We start from the raw sequence: 19170 nt of genomic DNA on the forward strand, positions 1-19170 counted from the left end.
CAGACAGCATGAGCGCGAAAAGAATCGAGTTGCCCCGATTGGAATGGCGCGGCTGCTCGATTTTTTTGTTCTTTTGTCGGCTGGCAGGAATTGGTTTCGCCGAGGAAGAAAGAGAGTTTCTATCAAGGGAGAAGGAGTGTGTCAGCTATGAGTTTACGAGTTGCGATGGAGACACGGCAGGACGTGCTGGTGATCCGTTTGCAGGGGGAGCTGGATCATCATACGGCAGAGGAGTTGCGTAAGAAGGCGGATGACCTTCTGCGTAGCTCTACTATACGCCATATTGTGCTGAGTCTGGCTGATTTGACGTTTATGGACAGCTCTGGTATCGGGGTTATTTTGGGAAGATACAAGCAGATTTCTGCCCGATCTGGAGAAATGTACGTCTGCTCGATCAATCCTACGATCTATCGAATATTTGAGATGTCCGGGTTATTCAAGGTGATCAAGTTTCGCGAAAACGAAGCGGATGCTTTGCATGTTCTGGGGGTGGCGTAATGATGGTACAGCGTAACTTTATGTCAGTGTCGTTTGCAGCATTGAGCCAAAATGAGGCATTCGCACGTGTAGCAGTTGCAGCCTTCATTTCCCAACTCGATATTACGATGGACGAGCTGGAAGAAATTAAAACCGTTATTTCCGAGGCGGTTACAAATGCCATTATTCATGGTTATGACGAAAATCCAGAGGGTGTGGTACAGATCTCTGTGCGAATTGAAGAGGACAGCATTGATCTGATTGTAGAAGACAATGGACGAGGAATTGAGGATGTGGAGCAGGCAATGCAGCCACTCTATACGACGAAACCGGAGCTTGAGCGTTCTGGAATGGGCTTTACGATTATGGAGAATTTCATGGATTCTTTGGAAGTGGCAACAGTTGTGGGTAAAGGGACAACTGTGCGCCTCACCAAACGCCTGGCGTTTGCCAAAGCCTTGCAAAATTAGGGGTAGTGCCTATGGGTGCCGATATCAAAAACGCGAGTCAACCATTTCTGACCAATGACCAAGTAAAAGAGTTAATCGCCAAAAGTCAGGCTGGAGACACTGAGGCAAGAGAGCTTCTCGTCAACAGCAATATTCGGCTGGTCTGGTCCGTCGTCCAGCGCTTTATCAACCGTGGATATGAAGCGGATGATTTGTTTCAGATCGGTTGTATTGGCCTTTTGAAGGCCGTTGACAAGTTTGATCTCTCCTATGATGTTCGATTCTCAACCTATGCTGTGCCGATGATTATTGGAGAAATTCAACGCTTTTTACGCGATGACGGTACAGTCAAGGTAAGTCGATCACTCAAAGAAACAGCCAATAAGGTACGACGAACAAAGGATGAGCTGTACAAGCAATTCGGTCGCGCACCCACGATTGCTGAGGTAGCGGACGCGGTGGGGATTACACCAGAAGAAGTTGTGTTTGCGCAAGAAGCAAATCGGGCACCTTCTTCCATCCATGAAACGGTTTTTGAAAATGACGGGGACCCCATTACGTTGATCGATCAGATTGCGGATGAAGGGGTTAACAAATGGTTTGAAAAAATTGCACTCAAGGATGCGATCAGTCGATTGAGCGAGCGGGAACAACTTATTGTCTACTTGCGCTACTACAAGGATCAGACGCAGTCGGAAGTAGCGGAGAGGCTGGGAATCTCGCAAGTGCAGGTATCGCGGCTCGAGAAGCGCATTTTGCAAACGATCAAAGACCAAATTGAGCATTAACAGATGCAAACACTCCGGTCACTAGGTGGCTGGGGTGTTTTGTTTTGTGAAAAACGACTCGACGTTTTTCATTAAACAGAATGTGACCGCTTGCGGTCAGCAAATAAACGTTCATTTCCGTTTATTTGCATGGCTTTTGTGGCTCGGCACATACTAGCGAATAATCAGGTATGTGATGGAAGGGGAAGGTACCATGAAAGACGCGTTGTTTCTGCGCCTGAGAAAGCGATTGGCCGTACAGCCACAAGCCATGATTACGCTTGGGGACATTTGCCAGCTTTACTGGGATGGAGAGCGCGAGGAAGCGTTAAAGCGGATGCCCATTTACCAGACAAAGCCAACGGATGGCAATTTGATCATTATCGATATTATGCAGGTGATTAAAAGGCTGCGTTCTGTCTATCCTGACGTGGAACTGGACGTCCAGGGTTCTCCCCAAATCATTGTGGAAGTGCTCAATCCACGAAAGAAATCGAACCCGATTTTGGTGGCGATGGTATGGATTTTGCTGTTCATTGGCTCAGGATTGGCGATCATGAATTTCCATACCGATGTCAGTATGATGCAGGTTCACGAACGAATCTACTATTTGATTACCGGTGAAAAAAGCCACCAGCCTTTGTGGATGCAAATTCCTTACTCCATCGGAATCGGCTTGGGGATGATTCTGTTTTTCAATCATATCTTCCAGAAAAAAATCAACGAAGAGCCTAGTCCCCTAGAAGTGGAATTGTTTATGTATCAGCAAAGCCTTGATCAATACTACATACAAAATGAAAACAAGGAAAACCAACGGACGAAGAAATGAGCGTCATCAAGTGCTTGTTGCTTATTTTGATCGGGCTGGGTGGAGGTCTTGCAGTAGGGAGCGGGCTGGTCGCGTTTATTACCGTTCTGGACATCATTCCAAGGTTGACACAATTAACGAATGCTCATCGGTATATTCGCTTGCTGGAATGGGCTCTGGTGGCAGGAGCACTTTTTTTTACGTTTATTGATTTTTTTCACTGGGGTGCTCATTTGCCGGTTATCGTTTCTTCGATTTACGGGATGTTTGCTGGGATATTTGTCGGGACACTCGCCGCAGGCTTGACGGAGGTACTGAATGTCTTCCCAATATTAGCGAAGCGAATCCACATGGATGGCAGTCTTCTCTTTTTGCTGATGGCAGTGGTTTTGGGAAAAGTGACGGGTTCCTTACTGCAATGGCTGCTCCATCTGTGAAATGGTAAATACCACTATTCATAGGCATCTTTAGAAAAAGGAAGGATATAGGAAGAAAGCTTACAAAGGGAGTGAAAGGGCATGGCAACCAAAACAAAATCCAAAAACCCCCAATCGATGCAGATGACCAAACAACTGTATCAACAGCAGGCTTCCAAGTTCCAGCCCAAACGAAATGTTCTGCTTAACTCGTTTCGTGCTTTCTGGGTAGGAGGGACCATCTGTTTGTTGGGTCAGGCCATTCAAAATATGTATATTACCTTCTTCGGATTTACAGAGAAAACGGCAAGCAATCCAACGGTTGCGACGCTCATCTTTCTATCCGTTTTGCTGACAGGGTTGGGTGTGTATGACAATATCGGGCAGTATGCTGGAGCAGGATCAGCCGTGCCTGTTACAGGCTTTGCCAACTCGATAGCTTCTGCTGCCATCGAACATCGGAGCGAAGGGTTTGTGCTCGGCGTTGGGGGAAATATGTTTAAGCTCGCTGGTTCGGTCATTGTATTTGGGGTTGTAGCTGCTTTCATTGCGGGAATATTAAAGAGCCTGATCAACATGTTTTTCTAAGGGAGGGCTGTCGGTGTCAAACAACCAACCAGTGAAACGAGTCAATCGGCAAACCTGGCACTTCGATCAAAATGTTCGTCTGCAAAGCTCGGCAGTTGCTGTGGGACCAAAAGAAGGAGAAGGACCGCTGGCGCACTTGTTTGATAAGATCCACGATGATATGTATGCAGGCCAAGAAACGTGGGAAGACGCCGAACGCCAGTTGATGGAGGATGCAGTCAACACCTTGCTGCAAAAGGCGGGTATCACGGGCAAGGATGTGGATATCATTCTGGCCGGTGACCTGTTGAATCAGAACATCACCACCAACTTTGCAGCAGAAAAGGTGGCGATTCCGCTTTTGGGCATGTACGGAGCTTGTTCTACCTCGATGCTGACACTGGCAAATGCGGCGGCTTTGGTAAACGCAGGCTATGCAAACAAGGCAATTGCCGCTTGCAGTAGCCACAATGCTACAGCGGAAAGGCAGTATCGTTATCCAACGGAATATGGTGGCCAAAAGCCCCCAAGTGCCCAGTGGACAGTGACAGGAGCCGGTGCAGGATTGGTCGGGATTGGGGGAAATGGCCCACGCATTACGTATGCGACGATGGGAAAAGTAGTGGACATGGGGATTAAAGACCCGTTTGACATGGGAACGGCCATGGCGCCAGCAGCTGTTTCGACGATCCAGACGCATTTTCAAGATACGGGGCGCTCTCCACAGTCCTATGATTTGATCGTGACTGGCGATCTGGCAGCCGTTGGGTATCCGATTGTAAAGGAGCTCATGTTGACAGAAGGATACGACATGGATCAAGTCTACAACGATTGTGGGCTGATGATTTACTCCCCCGATCAAGATGTATTTGCAGGCGGGAGCGGTTGTGCCAGCAGTGCTGTGGTCACGTATAGCTACATTCTGGATCAACTCAACCGTGGGTTGCTGAAAAACGTGTTGGTCTGCGCCACGGGAGCACTCTTAAGCCCGGTAAGCTATCAACAGGGCAATTCGATTCCGTGCATCGCCCATGCGGTTGCACTTGAAGGAGGAAAATGATGGAGTACCTAATTGCATTTGTCGTAGGGGGATTGGTTTGTGTAGTAGGTCAGCTCCTTCTGGATGTTGGCAAGCTAACGCCTGCTCATGTCATGAGTACGCTGGTCGTGGCAGGAGTATTTCTCGATTTTATCGGTGTGTATGACAAGTTTATTGATTTCGCAGGCGCAGGTGCGACTGTACCGATTACGAGCTTCGGTCATTCTTTGTACCATGGAGCCATCAGCGAGGTTGAGCAGCATGGGTTGATCGGTGTGGTAACGGGGATTTTTGAGGTCACGAGTGCGGGTATATCGGCTGCGATTGCATTCGGATTTTTTGCCTCTCTCGTCTTTAAACCGAAAGGGTAAGTTCAGGCAGTAAAAGGCTAAAAGGCGGTGACCCAGCATGGACACAGTACGCCGGAAAGTCATAGTGGTGACAGACGGAGATCATATTGCCCAAAAAGTTATCGAGAATGTCGCCAAGCAATTTGGTGGCCGATGTATATCGCTGTCTGCCGGGAATCCGACTCCATTACGAGGCAATCAGATGGTCGAACTGATTAAAATGACACCTTATGATCCTGTTATCGTCATGTTCGATGACAACGGAGATTACGGCAAGGGTAGAGGGGAGCGAGCACTCGAATACGTAGTGAAGCATCCTGATATCGAAGTAATCGGTGCAATTGCAGTCGCCTCGAATACGCGCTGGGTCAAGGGTGCGACAGTCGCTTATTCCGTAAACAACCAAGGACAAATTGTAGAAGAAGCGGTGGACAAGGACGGGTACGCAGACGAGCAGCTTCAGCATCATATTTATGGAGATACCGTAGATATCTTGAATGCCCTGCATGTACCGAATGTCATCGGCATTGGAGATATCGGCAAAATGGAAGGCAGGGATCGTTTGCAAAACGGTTGTCCCATTACAACGAGAGCGGTGCAATGGATAATGGAAAGGAGCGGCGCTCATGACACAAGTCACGGAAAAACGGCATCCCATCTCGACTTATCTTGAAGAGAATCAGAGGTATTTGAACGACCGACTTGGTGTTGGTAAGAGCTTTGATATTGGGGTCCATGATTTTTATGTGGGTCATACACGAATGTTGTTGTATTACATAAACGGCTTCGCGGAAAGTTTGCTCATTTCGCAGATCATGCGTGAGTTGAATGATGTACGTGACCGGGAGCTGGCGGACGATGCGTTCGACCAGCTGTTCCACAAATTCATCCCTTTCTTCCAGCTCAGCAAGGTGGAAACGACAGACGAATTCATGGACAAATTGCTTGTCGGTCAAGTAGGACTAATCATTGACCGATCTTGCCACGCGATCATTCTCGATGCAAAAATACTGCCAAATCGTTCACCACAGGAGCCAGATACGGAGCGAATCGTTCGGGGAGCGCATGACGGATTTACAGAAGTACTCATAACCAATACAAGTCTAACCCGGCGAAGAATTCGTGACCAACGGCTCCGTTTTGAAATCATGCAAATTGGAGAACGTACCAAAACAGACGTAGCTGTGGCTTACTTGCAGGATGTAGCGAATGAAGAGTTGGTCAACACCTTGAAGGAACGTCTGCAAAACATCCAGATAGACGGGATACCGATGGCGGAAAAAACGGTCGAAGAATTTATCATTGGGCAGACGTTGAATCCATTCCCGCTCGTCCGCTATACGGAGCGTCCTGACGTGGCAGCGGTTCACCTGTTGGAAGGGCATGTATTGATTTATGTAGACACATCCCCGAGCGTCATGATCACACCCGCGACCTATTTTCATCACGTACAGCATGCGGAGGAGTATCGACAAACACCGGTAATCGGTGCTTATCTGCGCTGGGTTCGTTTTTTGGGGATCTTTGCTTCGGTTTTTGTTTTGCCGATCTGGTTGCTTTTGGTCATGCACCCTTCCATGATACCGGAGCCACTTCATTTCTTAGGGATCAAAAAGATGGGCAGCATTCCTATTTTGGCACAATTCTTGATCGCTGAGGTCGGCCTGGACTTGATGCGGATGGCCGCCATTCATACGCCTGCGCCACTCTCGATTGCTGTAGGTTTATTGGCTGCGATTCTGGTCGGGGACGTGGCGATCAAGGTAGGACTCCTTGCACCCGAGGTTATCTTGTATTTGGCAGTGGCGGCAATCGGGATGTATGCGACTCCCAGTTATGAGTTGAGCTTGGCCAATCGACTTATTCGCTTGTTTCTGCTTCTCATGGTGGGCTTTTTCTCTACACCGGGACTGATGATCGGACTTACGCTCATCCTGATTTTCTTGGCTTCCACTCGTTCGCTCAATACGCCTTACTTATGGCCGTTCATTCCTTTCAACTACAAAGGGATGAAGGATATTGTGGTACGGCTGGCTGTGCCAAGCAAAAACAACAGGCCGAGTATCGTTCGCTCGCAAAATTCCTCTCGGCAATAATATTCTGAAAACGGATGACATGACCCATTGTCAAACGCACAACCTTGTAGTAAATTGTAGGGAAGCCTTACGAACAAAAGTTTCTGTATGGCAACTGACGCTCCTCGTCGGTTGCCTTTCTCTATAAAAAATTGTCTTTATACATCATCGGTGCGAATGAATTGGGGAGGAAACGAAACATGTACTTACACGGGACAAGTCGAGTGAATGAACAAGGAAACCTGGTAATTGGAGGCTGTGATACGACACAGCTAGCTGCTACTTACGGAACACCTCTATATGTGTATGACGAACAACAAATTCGCACCAAATGTCGGGAATTTGTCAATGCGTTTCACAATACGGGTTTTTCCTTCCAGGTTGCTTACGCGAGCAAAGCTTTTTGCACGATGGCAATGTGTAAGCTGGTTGAGGAGGAAGGCTTGTCACTCGATGTGGTATCTGGCGGCGAATTGTATACGGCCCTACAAGCTGGATTCCCCGTAGAACGCATCCATTTTCACGGCAACAACAAATCTCATGATGAGTTAATCATGGCGCTTGATGCCAAAATTGGCTGTTTCGTTGTGGACAATTTTTATGAGTTGCATATCCTTGCGCAATTGGCCGAAGAACGGAACGAAAAAGTCTCTGTTCTCTTGCGTGTCACACCGGGTGTAGAAGCTCATACGCATGAATACATTTCGACAGGGCAGATCGACTCCAAGTTTGGCTTTGACGTGCAAAACGGTCAGGCTCTTGAGGCGATTCAATTCTCTCACGAAAGCAATTATCTCCATTTATTAGGAGTTCATAGCCATATCGGTTCGCAAATATTTGAAACAGAAGGCTTCCTCGTCGCTGTCAAACGTTTGACAGAACTGTTGGGCGAAGCAAAAGGAAAGCTTGGATTCCTGCCAGAGGTATTGAATGTAGGTGGGGGCTTCGGTATTCGGTATGTAGAAGGAGATACACCGCAGCCAGCGGAAACGTATATCAAAGCCATTACAGATATCGTTCGCCAAGAGCTCACAGCGCTGGAGATTCCTCTACCTGAGATTTGGATCGAGCCAGGTCGGAGTATTGTAGGGGATGCAGGAACTACCTTGTACCGAATTGGATCGCAAAAGAACATTCCAAATGTCCGGAAATATATTGCGGTCGATGGTGGAATGACAGATAATCTGCGGCCAGCTTTGTACGATGCAGAATATGAAGCAGCGATTGCGAACAAAATGAATGCACCTGCCACAGAGGTTGTTTCCATTGCAGGAAAGTGCTGCGAGTCAGGTGATATGCTCATCTGGGATGTGAAGCTGCCTGAAGCGCAAGCGGGCGATATTCTCGCGGTTCCAAGCACAGGTGCATATGGTTATTCGATGGCAAACAACTACAACCGAATCGCTCGTCCGGCAGTTGTATTTGTAAAGGACGGAGAAGCAGAAGTAGTCGTAAGACGTGAAACGTACGCAGAAGTAGTCGGTCATGATGTTTTGCCAAAACGCGCACAGCTTATGCGCTAAATTTCATAAAAAATGCACAAGCCTTCCCGATTGTTTGGGAAGGTTTTGTATTTCCTTCATCTCCCATTCATGATTACTTAATGTTTTCTCGGCATAATGAAAGGGTGAGGGGGAGCGGTTCATCATGTTGTCGTCTCTTATGAAGCGATTTCGACGAATACCCTATATTTCATTGGACAAACGCCAATGGATGAAGGCGATGATTCGGCAAGAAGTGGAGAGAGAGAAGAAAGTCGTCATGTTTTATATAGATATCGTCAAGCTGACAGAGGTAGAGAATCGCTATGGCGATACCAGTGCCAAGAGAGTTCTTCATATATTCGAAAGCATTTTGCCAGCTGTAGCTCGTCAAGCATTTGAAATCAAAGGGAGAATCATCGCGATTCAAAAGCTGTGGGGAGATGATTTTGCGATCTACACCTCCTTTTCGAAAATGATGAGTGAGGAAGACTGTCAAATGCTATCGATTCATTTTCAGGAGTTGGCTGAACGACAGTTAAATCGACAAGTCAGCTTCGTCAATCGCGAGGAGCTTCGTGTCCATATTGGCTATTCGGAAATCATCGGAGAAGATATCGTGAAAGAGATGTATACCTCTGTCAAACATGCTGTACATATGGCCAAGTATGGGATTACCTCCGAAAAATATGCGAACATCAGACAATTTCACAAGCTGCTTGCAGAAGAAAACGTTCAGATGCACTTCATGCCGATCATTCATTTGCCAAATGGCGAAGCTTTGGGATGGGAGGCACTGGCGCGAGGACCGGTTAACAGTCTCTTTGCAACTCCCACTGCCTTGTTCAATTATGCACAAGAGACGGATACTGTGTTTCGCTTGGAGCATATATGTCGCAAGCGGGCATTGGAGCATATACGCTACCTGAAGCCGCATGAAAAAATGTTCATCAATTTGGACCCACGGGCGATTGACGATCCGTTTCTGTTGCGTGGCAAAGTGCAGATGCTTTTGGCAGAGTATGAGCTGACGCCACAAAACATTGTTTTTGAAATTACAGAGCGCCACGCGATTACGAATTACGCTGCCTTCCGAAAAATCATCGAGGAATACCGCAAGCAAGGCTATATGATTGCCGTAGATGATGCAGGAGCAGGGTACTCCAGCTTGGAATCGATTACAGAAATCTACCCTGACTTTATTAAGCTCGACATGTCATTGATCCGCAATATTGATGTCGATCCGATTAAGCAGGCGTTGCTGGAGACGTTTGTATCCTTTGCTGACAAAGTGAACTGCAAAATCATAGCAGAAGGGATCGAGACGGAGCGTGAGCTGGAAACGCTCATGGATGTCGGTGTCATCTATGGACAGGGCTACTATTTAGGCAAGCCGGACAAAGGGATGGCGCAGCTATGTGGAACGGCTATGAACTTTCTGCACTTTACGATGGAAAGGCGGATTGAGCAAGAAGCAGAACCAATGCTGCCCACTCCAGCTATGACGGAAATCTTGGCGAAGACAATCAGCGTTGAAAAGCACGTGAAAGTAAGACGCATCCATGAGATTTTCGAACAAAATCAGCGGATTGAAAGCGTGGTTGTGCTGGAGAACGGCATGCCGGTTGGACTTGTCATGCGCTTTTCTCTGTATCAAATTCTCGGCGGTCAATACGGGATCGCGCTGTATTATGAAAGGCCCGTTTCTCAAATCATGAATACCAACCCGCTCAAAGCTACCAAAGACGACAAGCTGGATGAGGTAGCGAAGCGGGCGATGGCCAGAGATGCTTATCATTTATATGATGTGGTCATTATTATTGATGAGCATGGCGAGTACATCGGTATCGTTACCGTGCAGAAGCTGTTGGACAAAATGGCTTCCATCAAACTCGAGATGGCGAGCTCTGCCAATCCGCTGACAGGATTGCCTGGGAATGTGCAGATTGAAAGGGAATTGAATCAACGGCTGAAACAGAATGATCATCATGTAGTCATCTACTGTGATCTCGACCGTTTCAAATGGTTTAACGACCGCTACGGGTTTGAAGTGGGCGATCAGATTATTGTTCGAACCGCGAACTTGTTGCGGGAAGCCTCGAAATGGTACGGAAGCGGGTCTGACTTCATCGGTCATATTGGCGGAGATGATTTTATCCTGATTACGACCGCGCAGTGTGCGAATGATGTTGTTTTGTTTATCATGGATGCTTTTACGCCGTACTTTTCGGACATTTATGAAAAGCGCAGAATGGGAGACGGTCAGGAGTTATCGATGTCAATGGCAGGTGTCGTCCTTTACGCTGGGAAGTACACCAGTGCGGAACAAGTTGCAGAGAAGGCAGCGTATGTAAAAATGGTGGCAAAGGCAAGGGCAGGGACTGTTTTTATTACCGATTGTGAGTTGCCTGGAGAAGAGCAGATCCGCATCGAGGGATAATTGGACGTCAATCGTTCTCCATGGTAGAATGGGTACGTTAACTTTACAAGGTATGGAGGCTCAACATATGAAAAAAGCGCTCATCACCATGGAAAATGGTAACCAAATCGAGCTGGAGCTGTTCGATCAAGAAGCTCCGGGCACAGTAGCAAACTTTGAGAAATTGGCTAACGAAGGCTTCTACAACGGTCTGTCCTTCCACCGTGTTATCCCTGGCTTCGTAGCACAAGGCGGATGCCCTTACGGAACAGGTACAGGCGGTCCTGGTTACACCATCAAATGTGAAACAAAAGGAAACCCACACAAGCATCTGCGCGGTTACCTTTCCATGGCACACGCAGGAAAAGACACAGGCGGAAGCCAATTCTTCATCTTGTATGATGCTTTCCCTCACCTCGATGGCGTACATACAGTATTTGGTCGCGTCACTTCCGGTATGGAACACGTTGATGCAATCAAACAAGGCGATAAAATGGGTACAGTAAACGTAGGCGAATAGAAGTTTCATGAACACCGATGAGGGATACCTTGTCGGTGTTTTTTCGTCAGGATGCATGCTGGTTCCAGCTGGAATGGGGTTGTAAGCCTATCTATCTGCTGGTATGCTAGAAGATAGACGATTTTTATCAGGGGTTGTTCAAAAAGATGACTTTTTGAACGCGCATGATTGGAGGAAGCAATGGATCTTTTTCATTTTGATTGGAAAACGGTACCGTTTCGCTTGATTGCGTTCGTTATCGCTTTCACTTTGCATGAATGGGCGCATGCCTTTGTCGCCTGGAAGCTGGGTGACAATACGGCGAAATCGGAGGGCCGCTTAACATTAAATCCAATCCCGCATATTGATCCGTTTGGTTTGATTCTCATTCTGTTTGGTCCATTTGGGTGGGCGAGACCAGTGCCGATCAACCCTCTGCATTTCCGTGGGAACAAGCGATTAGGGATTGTTTACGTTTCATTTGCAGGTCCATTAATTAACCTGATACTCGCGGTATTGTTTTACTTGGTGTATTTCGTAGTAATTAATTCCGGAGTACTAGTAGGAATGCATGAAAAATTGGCTTACGCAATTGATTGGACACTAAGATTTTCTGTTTTGATCAATACAGCTCTATTCATTTTCAACCTTTTGCCGATTCCGCCATTGGACGGTTACAAAATACTGCGATTTTTGTCTCCACGGAGTTGGGATGGGAAGTTTTACAATTATGAAGTCTACGGGCCGTGGATTCTCCTATTATTAATCTTTATCCCGGGGGTCAGCTCAATCGTTTTTGGTATTCCCCATGGGATCGCCCTAGAATTGGTTCAACAAATTGGAAATAGTATCTTAAGCGTGTTCATCTAACGGAAACGAGGGACGACTTTTGGCTTACAGCATCAAACTTGATTCCTTTGAGGGACCACTCGATCTGTTGCTCCATCTGATCGACAAGGCTGAGGTGGACATCTACGACATACCGGTAGCGGAAATTACGGAGCAATACCTCGCGACGATTGACAAGATGCAAGAGCTCCAACTGGATGTGGCCAGTGAGTTCGTAGTCATGGCGGCTACGCTCCTCTCTATTAAAAGCAAGATGCTGTTACCCAAAAAGGAGGAGCATGTCTTTCAGCAGTTCCTCGATATGGATGTAGACGAGATCGACCCGCGTGAAGAACTGGTTGCACGTCTGTTGGAGTACAAACGCTATAAAATGCTTGCTGAGAACTTGCGAGAAATGGAGATCGGTCGTAATCAAGTCTTTACGCGTCCCGCAGAGAATTTGTCTCCTTATGTGCGTGAAGAGGATCATACCGTAACGAATGTGACCCTCTACGATTTAATCAACGCGCTGGAAAAGCTGGTAAAGAAAACGAAAGAAAAAGAACCGATGACCAAGGTGTCGCGCGACGAAATCTCCATCAAGGATCGGATGACGGAGATACGCCAAGCGGTACGTGGCAGTGGGATGGTTCGGTTTTCGGAGTTGTTTACTAAAGGGGCGACGCGTACAGAGATTGTGACGACCTTTCTCGCTTTGCTTGAGCTCATGAAGGCTAAGCATATTACCTGTGTACAAAATCAATTGTTTCAAGACATCATCATATGTGAAAACGGAACGGAAGGAGCCCATACCGATGGACTATGACAAGCTGAAAGGCGTAATCGAGGGCTTGCTGTTCATCTCGGGTGATGAAGGAATCGATGCCAAAGAAATCAGTGAAATCACTGAGGTGTCGGAAGAAGAGGTCATCGACTTGATCGAAGACATGAAAGCTGACTTCCGCCGGGCAGGACGCGGTATTCAAATCGTGGAAGTGGCAAAAGCGTATCAACTGACCACTCTGCCCGAGCATGTGCCCTATTTCGAACGGCTAGCAACATCACCAGGCCAGTCAACGCTATCGCAAGCAGCATTGGAGACACTCGCTATTGTTGCGTACAAGCAGCCCCTGACCCGTTCGGAGATTGAAGAAATCCGTGGCGTTAAATGCGAAAAAGCACTGAACACCCTCTTATCCAAACAACTCATTCGCGAAGCGGGGAGAGCAGAGGGGATCGGACGCCCTATTTTGTACGCGACCACCAAGGAATTTTTGGAGCATTTTGGTTTACGGGAACTGGGGGATTTGCCAGAACCACCTGTCAATCTTGATATCGAAGAAGCGCGTCTGGAAGCATCAGCGCTATTCGGAAAAGCAGAAGAACCAACAAACGACTAGTTACAGCCCGGACAGTTTTTCGTACTATCATACGACTCGTCCCCATATACTATGGTACAAACCTGTGTATCGTGGTATAACGATGGCTTATCTCTCGCCTAATAGGCATGAGTGAGCCCCAAGTTTTCAAATGGGGAGGACGGTTATGAACATACGAAAATATCTGTCCGGCGTACTCGTCGTTTTTCTTTTTATACAGCTGGCTCTTACGCCGGCAGCGATGGTAAAAGCTGCTGCAGCTCCACCCAGCTTGTCAGCCGAAGGTGCAGCGCTGATCGATGTAGAGAGTGGACGAATTCTTTATTCCAAAAACGGTACGAAAAAAATGAGGATTGCGAGTCTGACCAAAACGATGACAGCAATCGTAGCGATTGAGATGGGCAAACTGGATGCACAGGTAACAGTACCCCCACAAGCAGTAGGCGTAGAAGGCTCATCCATCTACTTGAAAAATGGAGAGAAGCTTACACTTGAAGAGCTGCTGTACGGTTTGATGCTGCGATCTGGCAATGACGCAGCCGTCACCATTGCAACGCACATCGGAGGATCAGTGCCTGGATTCACGTATTTAATGAATGAAAAGGCAGCGATGATTGGAATGGAACACACAAATTTTACCAATCCGCATGGCTTAGATGACAGTAACCAGCATTACTCCACCCCGGAAGATATGGCAAAGCTGTCCGCCTACGCCTTACATAATCCGGTATTTCGTCAAATCGTCTCAACGAAGGTCAAGGATATTTCATGGGAAGGCGAACAGTGGGACCGGCGGCTACTGAACAAAAACAAGATGCTTCACCTTTACAACGGTGCTGATGGTGTGAAAACGGGATACACCAAACTGGCGAAGCGCTGCCTGGCTTCCTCTGCCACACGGGATGGGAGGCAGTTGGCGACGATTACTCTGAATGCTTCTGATGACTGGAACGACTCCGCCAAGCTGATGGACTGGGGCTTTGCGAATTATCCGCTGCAAGAGCTGGTCAAGAAAGGGCAGGAGGTAAAGCCTGACACGCCAGTCACACTGGAAGCAGGGACTCATCTTGTCACAACAAACGCATTTCAGTATCCACTGCAAACGGCAGAGGCAGAGGGGATTCACAAGCGTGTCGTTATGGGAGAATCAACGGTAACATCGCAGATGAATGGTCAACTGGCAGGGTTTCTTCAACTCTATTTAAAAGAGAAGATGATTGGGCAGGTTCCGTTGCTAGTCAGTGTGGATGCGCCGACTTTCGCAGCTCCGCAAGGTCCACGATCCATGTGGCAGCAGTTTTGGGTAATAGTGTCAGGGGGGCTGTGGAGTGCTTAATGTCATCTGGCTCGGGCTTATAGTCATTAGCATTGTCGTTGCGGCCATGACGGGGCGGATGGAAGCGATCAACGCAGCAGCGTTTGAGGGAGCCAAGACGGGCGTAACCGTTAGTCTCGGACTCCTCAGTGTTCTCGCCTTTTGGATGGGAATGATGCGAATTGCAGAAAAGTCAGGACTCCTTGAACTATTGGCGCGGGTATTGTCACCGATCATTCAAGTCCTTTTTCCCGATGTACCAAAAGGGCACCCTGCAATGGGATATATCCTCTCAAATATGAGCGCAAACCTACTCGGGCTTGGTAATGCAGCAACGCCAATGGGGCTGAAAGCTATGGAAGAACTCCAAAAGTTGAATCCAGACAAGCAAAACGCATCGGCTGCCATGTGTACGCTACTGGCGATCAATACGGCGAGCATTACGATTATTCCTACGACGATGATCGCGATTCGCATGCAGTATGGCTCCGTGAATCCCGTAGAAATCGTAGGCACTACGCTGTTATCTTCCTTTGCTGCCACCATTGTCGCCCTGTTGATTGATCGCATGTATCGTTATCGGCATATACGAAGACACAGATAGGGGGAGTCCTTATGTACCAATGGGTATCCCTGCTCTCTCTTTGGGCCATTCCCGTTACGATTGCCTTTGTCTTGTTGTATGGGTGGCGGAAACAAGTCCCCGTCTACGAGACGTTTGTAGATGGAGCAAAAGGCGGCTTAACCACTACGATTCGCATACTCCCGCACCTGATCGCCATGATGGTGGCGGTAAGTATGTTTCGGGAGTCGGGAGCATTGGATCTATTGCTTCGCGCGCTCAAACCACTTCTTGACCTGCTGCATTTTCCGGAAGAACTGGTCCCGTTGGCGTTGCTTCGTCCGTTGACGGGAACAGGCTCACTTGCGATTGCAACAGATCTGATCGCACAGTACGGTCCTGATTCTTTTTTGGGCAGACTGGCAGCTACTATGCAAGGGAGTACAGATACGACACTGTATGTCCTAACCGTTTATTTTGGCGCAGTTGGCATTCGCAATTCTGCTTATGCGCTAAAGGTAGGCTTGTGGTCGGACCTGGCAGGCGTCATATTCTCGCTCCTCATTGTCTCCTACATTTTTGCTTAAAAGAGTTCAAATAGTGTAGGCACGTAAAACTTCCTCCTGGATTGGGGAAGTTTTTCCCTTTTTCTTGTCCACACTAGTAAGAATGGGTATGATGTTGTAGAGGTGAACCAACGATGGAACGTTTACAGAAAGTATTGGCGCATGCTGGAGTCGCCTCTCGTCGCCATTGTGAAGAATTGATTGCGCAAGGCAAGGTGCAGGTAAATGGCCAAGTAGTACGAGAGCAGGGAATAAAAGTCGATCCGCTCAAGGACAAAATTGTGGTGAATGGACAGCAGGTTAAGCTGGAGCAACATGTCTATCTCTTGCTGTACAAGCCTACTGGTGTCATTACGAGCGTCACAGATCCGCGCGGCAGACGGGTAGTGATCGATCTGTTGAAGGGAATAAAAGAACGGGTATATCCAGTAGGCCGCTTGGATTACGATACTTCCGGCTTGCTGCTCTTGACGAACGATGGGGAGCTTGCCAACAGGCTGGCACATCCAAGCTATGAAATTGATAAAGTGTATCGGGCATGGGTAAGGGGAATCCCCAGTCAGGAAAAAGTGCGCAAGCTAGCAACCGGCATTCGTTTGGAAGACGGCATGACTTCTCCCGGTGAGTCCAAATTGTTGAAGACAGAGTCTAGCAGCCAGAGGGCATTAGTAGAACTGACCATTCATGAAGGACGAAATCGCCAAGTGCGCAGAATGTGTGAGGCGATTGGCCATCCAGTATTGACATTGGAGCGAATTCGTTTAGGATTTCTCACATTAGATGGGCTAAAGCCGGGCGAATTTCGCAAGCTTACTCATGAGGAAGTGGAGAGCTTGAAGCGGGGATTGGTGCAAAAGAAGCGCAGCCCGCGGTCGAGACATTGATTCGTTCAAAATCTGTTCATAAGTTGTGCGCTGTCGGAAAAACTAGGAACGCTATAATAGAATGGGAAAAGGATGCAATTTATTAGCAGTAGATGGGAGTAAGGCGTCATGAACAAAAGCAATCGTACATATGTCAGGATCGCGGTATTGGGTGTTTTGCTTGTAGCGCTGGTCTTTGCACTCTATTCCAGCTTTGTGAAGGACCCCGGTGCTGTGAAAGTAGGAAGCGATGCTCCTAATTTTAGTTTGGAGCAATTGAATGGACCAGAGCTGACTCTGGAAAGTTTGAAAGGAAAGGGCGTTGTCCTCAATTTCTGGGGCACGTGGTGTGAACCCTGTAAGGAAGAAATGCCGGCATTGCAAGAGCAATACACGAAATTTAAAGACAAGGGATTGGTTGTAGTCGGCGTCAATATCGGAGAATCGCCAGTTGCCGTAGAACCATTCGTGAAGCAGTTCGGGATTGACTTCCCTATTTTGCTCGATCGCCAATCGCAAATTACAAAGCTGTACCGAATCGGTCCGATTCCGACGACCTTTTTCATCGACCCAGATGGAGAAGTGAAGGACATTTTTATCGGGCAGTTAGATGAAGCGATGATTGAGTCGAAAATAACAAAAATCTTGCCGTAAGTGAGGAGCAATGATGGATCAGCGAAAATGCGAATGCGGTCATACCAACCCGGTTGGGACGCTGCTCTGTGAGTCTTGCGGGAAGCCTTTGAATGTGGAAGTCCACGAGCAGACATCGTTTCCTGACATGCGTTATGAAGGAATGGCAAGACGTTCTCAAACAAATAAGACGAAGGTAATCGATCGAGTCTGGAACTTTTTTTCTTCGGTCAAAATTGCAATCGGTATCATTATTGTCATTTTAGTGGCGTCCGCAGTCGGAACCATCTTTCCGCAACAAATGTACATACCGGTACCCGTACCGACTGAAGCGGATGTTGCCCGTTTTTATACGGAAACGTATGGAACGCTGGGAACGATTTTCTACGGCCTTGGATTTCACAATATGTACTCGTCCTGGTGGTTTGTGACGCTTCTGGTTATGCTCGGTACTTCTTTGGTTATCTGTAGTTTGGACCGCGTAGTACCGTTGTATAAAGCGTTAAACAAGCCTAGATTGAACCAGCACAAGTCCTTTTTGAAAGGGCAAAAGCTGTTTGCAGAGGGTGAACTTGCTCCAGAAGCCAATCAGGAAGCGATACTGGACGCCTCCGCTCTGGCTTTGAAAGAAAAAGGATACCGCATTTTCCGCACGGAACGGGCGATTATGGCTGAAAAAGGCCGTTTTAGCCGTTGGGGTCCTTACATTAATCACATCGGACTGATCTTGTTTTTGGTCGGTACCCTGATGCGAAGCCTGCCTGGCTTTTACTTGGACGAGTACGTCTGGGTGCGTGAGGGACAAACAATGGCGATTCCGAATACCCCTTACTACATAAAAAATGAGAACTACACGACAGAGTATTGGTCGGAAGAAGAAATGCCGGAGCAACTGGAGCTAAAGGGCGGAGCCATCGTGAAGAGCTACCAGACAGAGGCCATTTTGTATGAAAATAAAAGCGCTGACGTTCCAGGGAAAAAGCCGGATTTGGTAGAAGTGCAGAGGGGGCCGATCGTCGTGAATCATCCGATGGAGCAGGACAGTCTCTACATTTATCAAAGCGGCGTGCAAGAGATGCAGCTTGGAGCGCTCAATTTTACAGTGGTCGATTTGAAAAACAATAAAAAAGAGATCGGCCTTATCAAAATTGATCTGTACAATCCACAGCCCGAGCAAACCATTGCGGATGGGTTTACGGTACGGATTTTGGATTACTTCCCCGATTTTGTAATGGGAAAAGACGGGAAGCCGGCCACGAAAACCAATTTGCCTAAAAATCCGATGGTGGCATTGGAACTCATTGGAGAAAATGGCACGTATAACGAAAAATTGGTGTATCTAGAAGGAACCATACTTACACAGAAAAATGATCCGCGTTACGCACTCGACATCAAAATGCCTGATTTAATCGATATTGCAGGGCTGAATGTACGGGTGGACAAAGCATTGCCACTAATTTATTTCGGTTCATTCATTTTCCTTGCGGGTGTTGCAATCGGTGTGTTCTGGCAGCATCGTCGGGTTTGGGTACAGACGCAAGAGGGAAGTATCTTGGTAGCAGCTCACACGAATAAAAACTGGTTCGGTCTGCGCAGAGAAGTAGATGGGCTGGTTAAACAAGCGGAGCTCCCTGTCACGATAGAAGATAAAACGAAGGCCAAGGCCTAAAGCTTCAA

The 19170-nt window shown here is 47.6% G+C and carries 22 protein-coding genes; all 22 read left to right on the top strand.

The window, feature by feature from the left end; all coding sequences use genetic code 11:
* The first annotated feature begins 147 nt into the window (after positions 1–147).
* The 22 genes from spoIIAA (at position 148) to resB (ending at position 19162) form a co-directional block, all read left to right on the top strand.
* Positions 148–498: an anti-sigma F factor antagonist gene (gene spoIIAA, locus FB479_RS11345; protein WP_106652969.1), complete on the top strand. Its 351-nt coding sequence runs from the start codon at positions 148–150 to the stop codon at positions 496–498.
* Complete coding sequence (spoIIAB, locus tag FB479_RS11350) at positions 498–947, top strand: anti-sigma F factor (protein WP_106652970.1); 450 nt, start codon at positions 498–500, stop codon at positions 945–947. The genes spoIIAA and spoIIAB overlap by 1 nt, the downstream gene beginning before the upstream one ends.
* A gap of 11 nt (positions 948–958) precedes the next feature.
* Positions 959–1714: an RNA polymerase sporulation sigma factor SigF gene (sigF, locus tag FB479_RS11355; RefSeq protein WP_005827375.1), complete on the top strand. Its 756-nt coding sequence runs from the start codon at positions 959–961 to the stop codon at positions 1712–1714.
* A gap of 193 nt (positions 1715–1907) precedes the next feature.
* Positions 1908–2522: a stage V sporulation protein AA gene (locus FB479_RS11360; RefSeq protein WP_106652971.1), complete on the top strand. Its 615-nt coding sequence runs from the start codon at positions 1908–1910 to the stop codon at positions 2520–2522.
* Positions 2519–2938, top strand: coding sequence for a stage V sporulation protein AB (locus FB479_RS11365; RefSeq protein WP_142065136.1), 420 nt, complete (start codon positions 2519–2521; stop codon positions 2936–2938). The genes FB479_RS11360 and FB479_RS11365 overlap by 4 nt, the downstream gene beginning before the upstream one ends.
* An 81-nt stretch (positions 2939–3019) precedes the next feature.
* Positions 3020–3505 (top strand): stage V sporulation protein AC, encoded by a 486-nt coding sequence (gene spoVAC / locus FB479_RS11370; protein WP_106652973.1) that lies wholly within the window; start codon positions 3020–3022, stop codon positions 3503–3505.
* A 13-nt stretch (positions 3506–3518) separates the two neighbouring features.
* A complete protein-coding gene (gene spoVAD / locus FB479_RS11375) occupies positions 3519–4544 on the top strand; it encodes a stage V sporulation protein AD (RefSeq protein ID WP_142065139.1) in 1026 nt (341 codons plus the stop codon).
* The gene (gene spoVAE / locus FB479_RS11380; protein WP_106652975.1) at positions 4544–4894 is read left to right on the top strand and encodes a stage V sporulation protein AE; all 351 of its coding nucleotides are present in this window, start codon (positions 4544–4546) and stop codon (positions 4892–4894) included. Before spoVAD ends, spoVAE begins: the two co-directional genes overlap by 1 nt.
* 37 nt (positions 4895–4931) lie before the next feature.
* A complete protein-coding gene (gene spoVAEA / locus FB479_RS11385) occupies positions 4932–5546 on the top strand; it encodes a stage V sporulation protein SpoVABEA (RefSeq protein WP_142065142.1) in 615 nt (204 codons plus the stop codon).
* Entirely contained in the window at positions 5500–6969 is a 1470-nt protein-coding gene (locus tag FB479_RS11390) for a spore germination protein (RefSeq protein ID WP_142065145.1), read from the top strand. Before spoVAEA ends, FB479_RS11390 begins: the two co-directional genes overlap by 47 nt.
* A gap of 179 nt (positions 6970–7148) precedes the next feature.
* Positions 7149–8471 (top strand): diaminopimelate decarboxylase, encoded by a 1323-nt coding sequence (gene lysA / locus FB479_RS11395; RefSeq protein ID WP_142065147.1) that lies wholly within the window; start codon positions 7149–7151, stop codon positions 8469–8471.
* Positions 8472–8595: 124 nt separating this feature from the next.
* On the top strand, positions 8596–10869 hold the full coding sequence (locus tag FB479_RS11400) for a GGDEF domain-containing protein (protein ID WP_142065149.1): 2274 nt from the start codon (positions 8596–8598) through the stop codon (positions 10867–10869).
* Between the two features lie 67 nt (positions 10870–10936).
* Positions 10937–11368 (top strand): peptidylprolyl isomerase, encoded by a 432-nt coding sequence (locus tag FB479_RS11405; RefSeq protein WP_106652980.1) that lies wholly within the window; start codon positions 10937–10939, stop codon positions 11366–11368.
* 180 nt (positions 11369–11548) lie between these two features.
* On the top strand, positions 11549–12217 hold the full coding sequence (locus FB479_RS11410) for a site-2 protease family protein (protein WP_106652981.1): 669 nt from the start codon (positions 11549–11551) through the stop codon (positions 12215–12217).
* Positions 12218–12236: 19 nt separating this feature from the next.
* Positions 12237–13001, top strand: a complete 765-nt coding sequence (locus tag FB479_RS11415; protein ID WP_106652982.1) for a segregation/condensation protein A — start codon at positions 12237–12239, stop codon at positions 12999–13001.
* On the top strand, positions 12991–13575 hold the full coding sequence (gene scpB / locus FB479_RS11420; protein WP_106652983.1) for an SMC-Scp complex subunit ScpB: 585 nt from the start codon (positions 12991–12993) through the stop codon (positions 13573–13575). The genes FB479_RS11415 and scpB overlap by 11 nt, the downstream gene beginning before the upstream one ends.
* A 145-nt stretch (positions 13576–13720) precedes the next feature.
* Positions 13721–14890, top strand: coding sequence for a D-alanyl-D-alanine carboxypeptidase family protein (locus tag FB479_RS11425; protein ID WP_142065152.1), 1170 nt, complete (start codon positions 13721–13723; stop codon positions 14888–14890).
* Positions 14883–15473 carry a nucleoside recognition domain-containing protein gene (locus FB479_RS11430; RefSeq protein ID WP_106652985.1) on the top strand — a complete coding sequence of 197 codons (591 nt, stop codon included), beginning with the start codon at positions 14883–14885 and terminating at the stop codon, positions 15471–15473. Before FB479_RS11425 ends, FB479_RS11430 begins: the two co-directional genes overlap by 8 nt.
* A gap of 11 nt (positions 15474–15484) precedes the next feature.
* Positions 15485–16018 (top strand): spore maturation protein, encoded by a 534-nt coding sequence (locus tag FB479_RS11435; protein ID WP_007724050.1) that lies wholly within the window; start codon positions 15485–15487, stop codon positions 16016–16018.
* 113 nt (positions 16019–16131) lie between these two features.
* Positions 16132–16881 (top strand): pseudouridine synthase, encoded by a 750-nt coding sequence (locus FB479_RS11440; protein WP_106652986.1) that lies wholly within the window; start codon positions 16132–16134, stop codon positions 16879–16881.
* A 108-nt stretch (positions 16882–16989) separates the two neighbouring features.
* Positions 16990–17514: a thiol-disulfide oxidoreductase ResA gene (resA, locus tag FB479_RS11445; RefSeq protein WP_106652987.1), complete on the top strand. Its 525-nt coding sequence runs from the start codon at positions 16990–16992 to the stop codon at positions 17512–17514.
* 13 nt (positions 17515–17527) lie between these two features.
* A complete protein-coding gene (resB, locus tag FB479_RS11450; protein ID WP_142065683.1) occupies positions 17528–19162 on the top strand; it encodes a cytochrome c biogenesis protein ResB in 1635 nt (544 codons plus the stop codon).
* Positions 19163–19170: the final 8 nt, after the last annotated feature.

It is taken from the genome of Brevibacillus sp. AG162 (assembly GCF_006715575.1).
In the GTDB taxonomy this organism is placed as follows: Bacteria; Bacillota; Bacilli; order Brevibacillales; family Brevibacillaceae; genus Brevibacillus; species Brevibacillus brevis.

Excerpts from the sequence above, each read along its gene's own strand:
- spoIIAA (WP_106652969.1), top strand. The coding sequence starts at position 148 with ATGAGTTTACGAGTTGCGATGGAGACACGGCAGGACGTGCTGGTGATC.
- spoIIAB (WP_106652970.1), top strand. The coding sequence starts at position 498 with ATGATGGTACAGCGTAACTTTATGTCAGTGTCGTTTGCAGCATTGAGC.
- sigF (WP_005827375.1), top strand. The coding sequence starts at position 959 with ATGGGTGCCGATATCAAAAACGCGAGTCAACCATTTCTGACCAATGAC.
- FB479_RS11360 (WP_106652971.1), top strand. The coding sequence starts at position 1,908 with ATGAAAGACGCGTTGTTTCTGCGCCTGAGAAAGCGATTGGCCGTACAG.
- FB479_RS11365 (WP_142065136.1), top strand. The coding sequence starts at position 2,519 with ATGAGCGTCATCAAGTGCTTGTTGCTTATTTTGATCGGGCTGGGTGGA.
- spoVAC (WP_106652973.1), top strand. The coding sequence starts at position 3,020 with ATGGCAACCAAAACAAAATCCAAAAACCCCCAATCGATGCAGATGACC.
- spoVAE (WP_106652975.1), top strand. The coding sequence starts at position 4,544 with ATGGAGTACCTAATTGCATTTGTCGTAGGGGGATTGGTTTGTGTAGTA.
- spoVAEA (WP_142065142.1), top strand. The coding sequence starts at position 4,932 with ATGGACACAGTACGCCGGAAAGTCATAGTGGTGACAGACGGAGATCAT.
- FB479_RS11390 (WP_142065145.1), top strand. The coding sequence starts at position 5,500 with ATGACACAAGTCACGGAAAAACGGCATCCCATCTCGACTTATCTTGAA.
- lysA (WP_142065147.1), top strand. The coding sequence starts at position 7,149 with ATGTACTTACACGGGACAAGTCGAGTGAATGAACAAGGAAACCTGGTA.
- FB479_RS11400 (WP_142065149.1), top strand. The coding sequence starts at position 8,596 with ATGTTGTCGTCTCTTATGAAGCGATTTCGACGAATACCCTATATTTCA.
- FB479_RS11405 (WP_106652980.1), top strand. The coding sequence starts at position 10,937 with ATGAAAAAAGCGCTCATCACCATGGAAAATGGTAACCAAATCGAGCTG.
- FB479_RS11410 (WP_106652981.1), top strand. The coding sequence starts at position 11,549 with ATGGATCTTTTTCATTTTGATTGGAAAACGGTACCGTTTCGCTTGATT.
- scpB (WP_106652983.1), top strand. The coding sequence starts at position 12,991 with ATGGACTATGACAAGCTGAAAGGCGTAATCGAGGGCTTGCTGTTCATC.
- FB479_RS11425 (WP_142065152.1), top strand. The coding sequence starts at position 13,721 with ATGAACATACGAAAATATCTGTCCGGCGTACTCGTCGTTTTTCTTTTT.
- FB479_RS11435 (WP_007724050.1), top strand. The coding sequence starts at position 15,485 with ATGTACCAATGGGTATCCCTGCTCTCTCTTTGGGCCATTCCCGTTACG.
- FB479_RS11440 (WP_106652986.1), top strand. The coding sequence starts at position 16,132 with ATGGAACGTTTACAGAAAGTATTGGCGCATGCTGGAGTCGCCTCTCGT.
- resA (WP_106652987.1), top strand. The coding sequence starts at position 16,990 with ATGAACAAAAGCAATCGTACATATGTCAGGATCGCGGTATTGGGTGTT.
- resB (WP_142065683.1), top strand. The coding sequence starts at position 17,528 with ATGGATCAGCGAAAATGCGAATGCGGTCATACCAACCCGGTTGGGACG.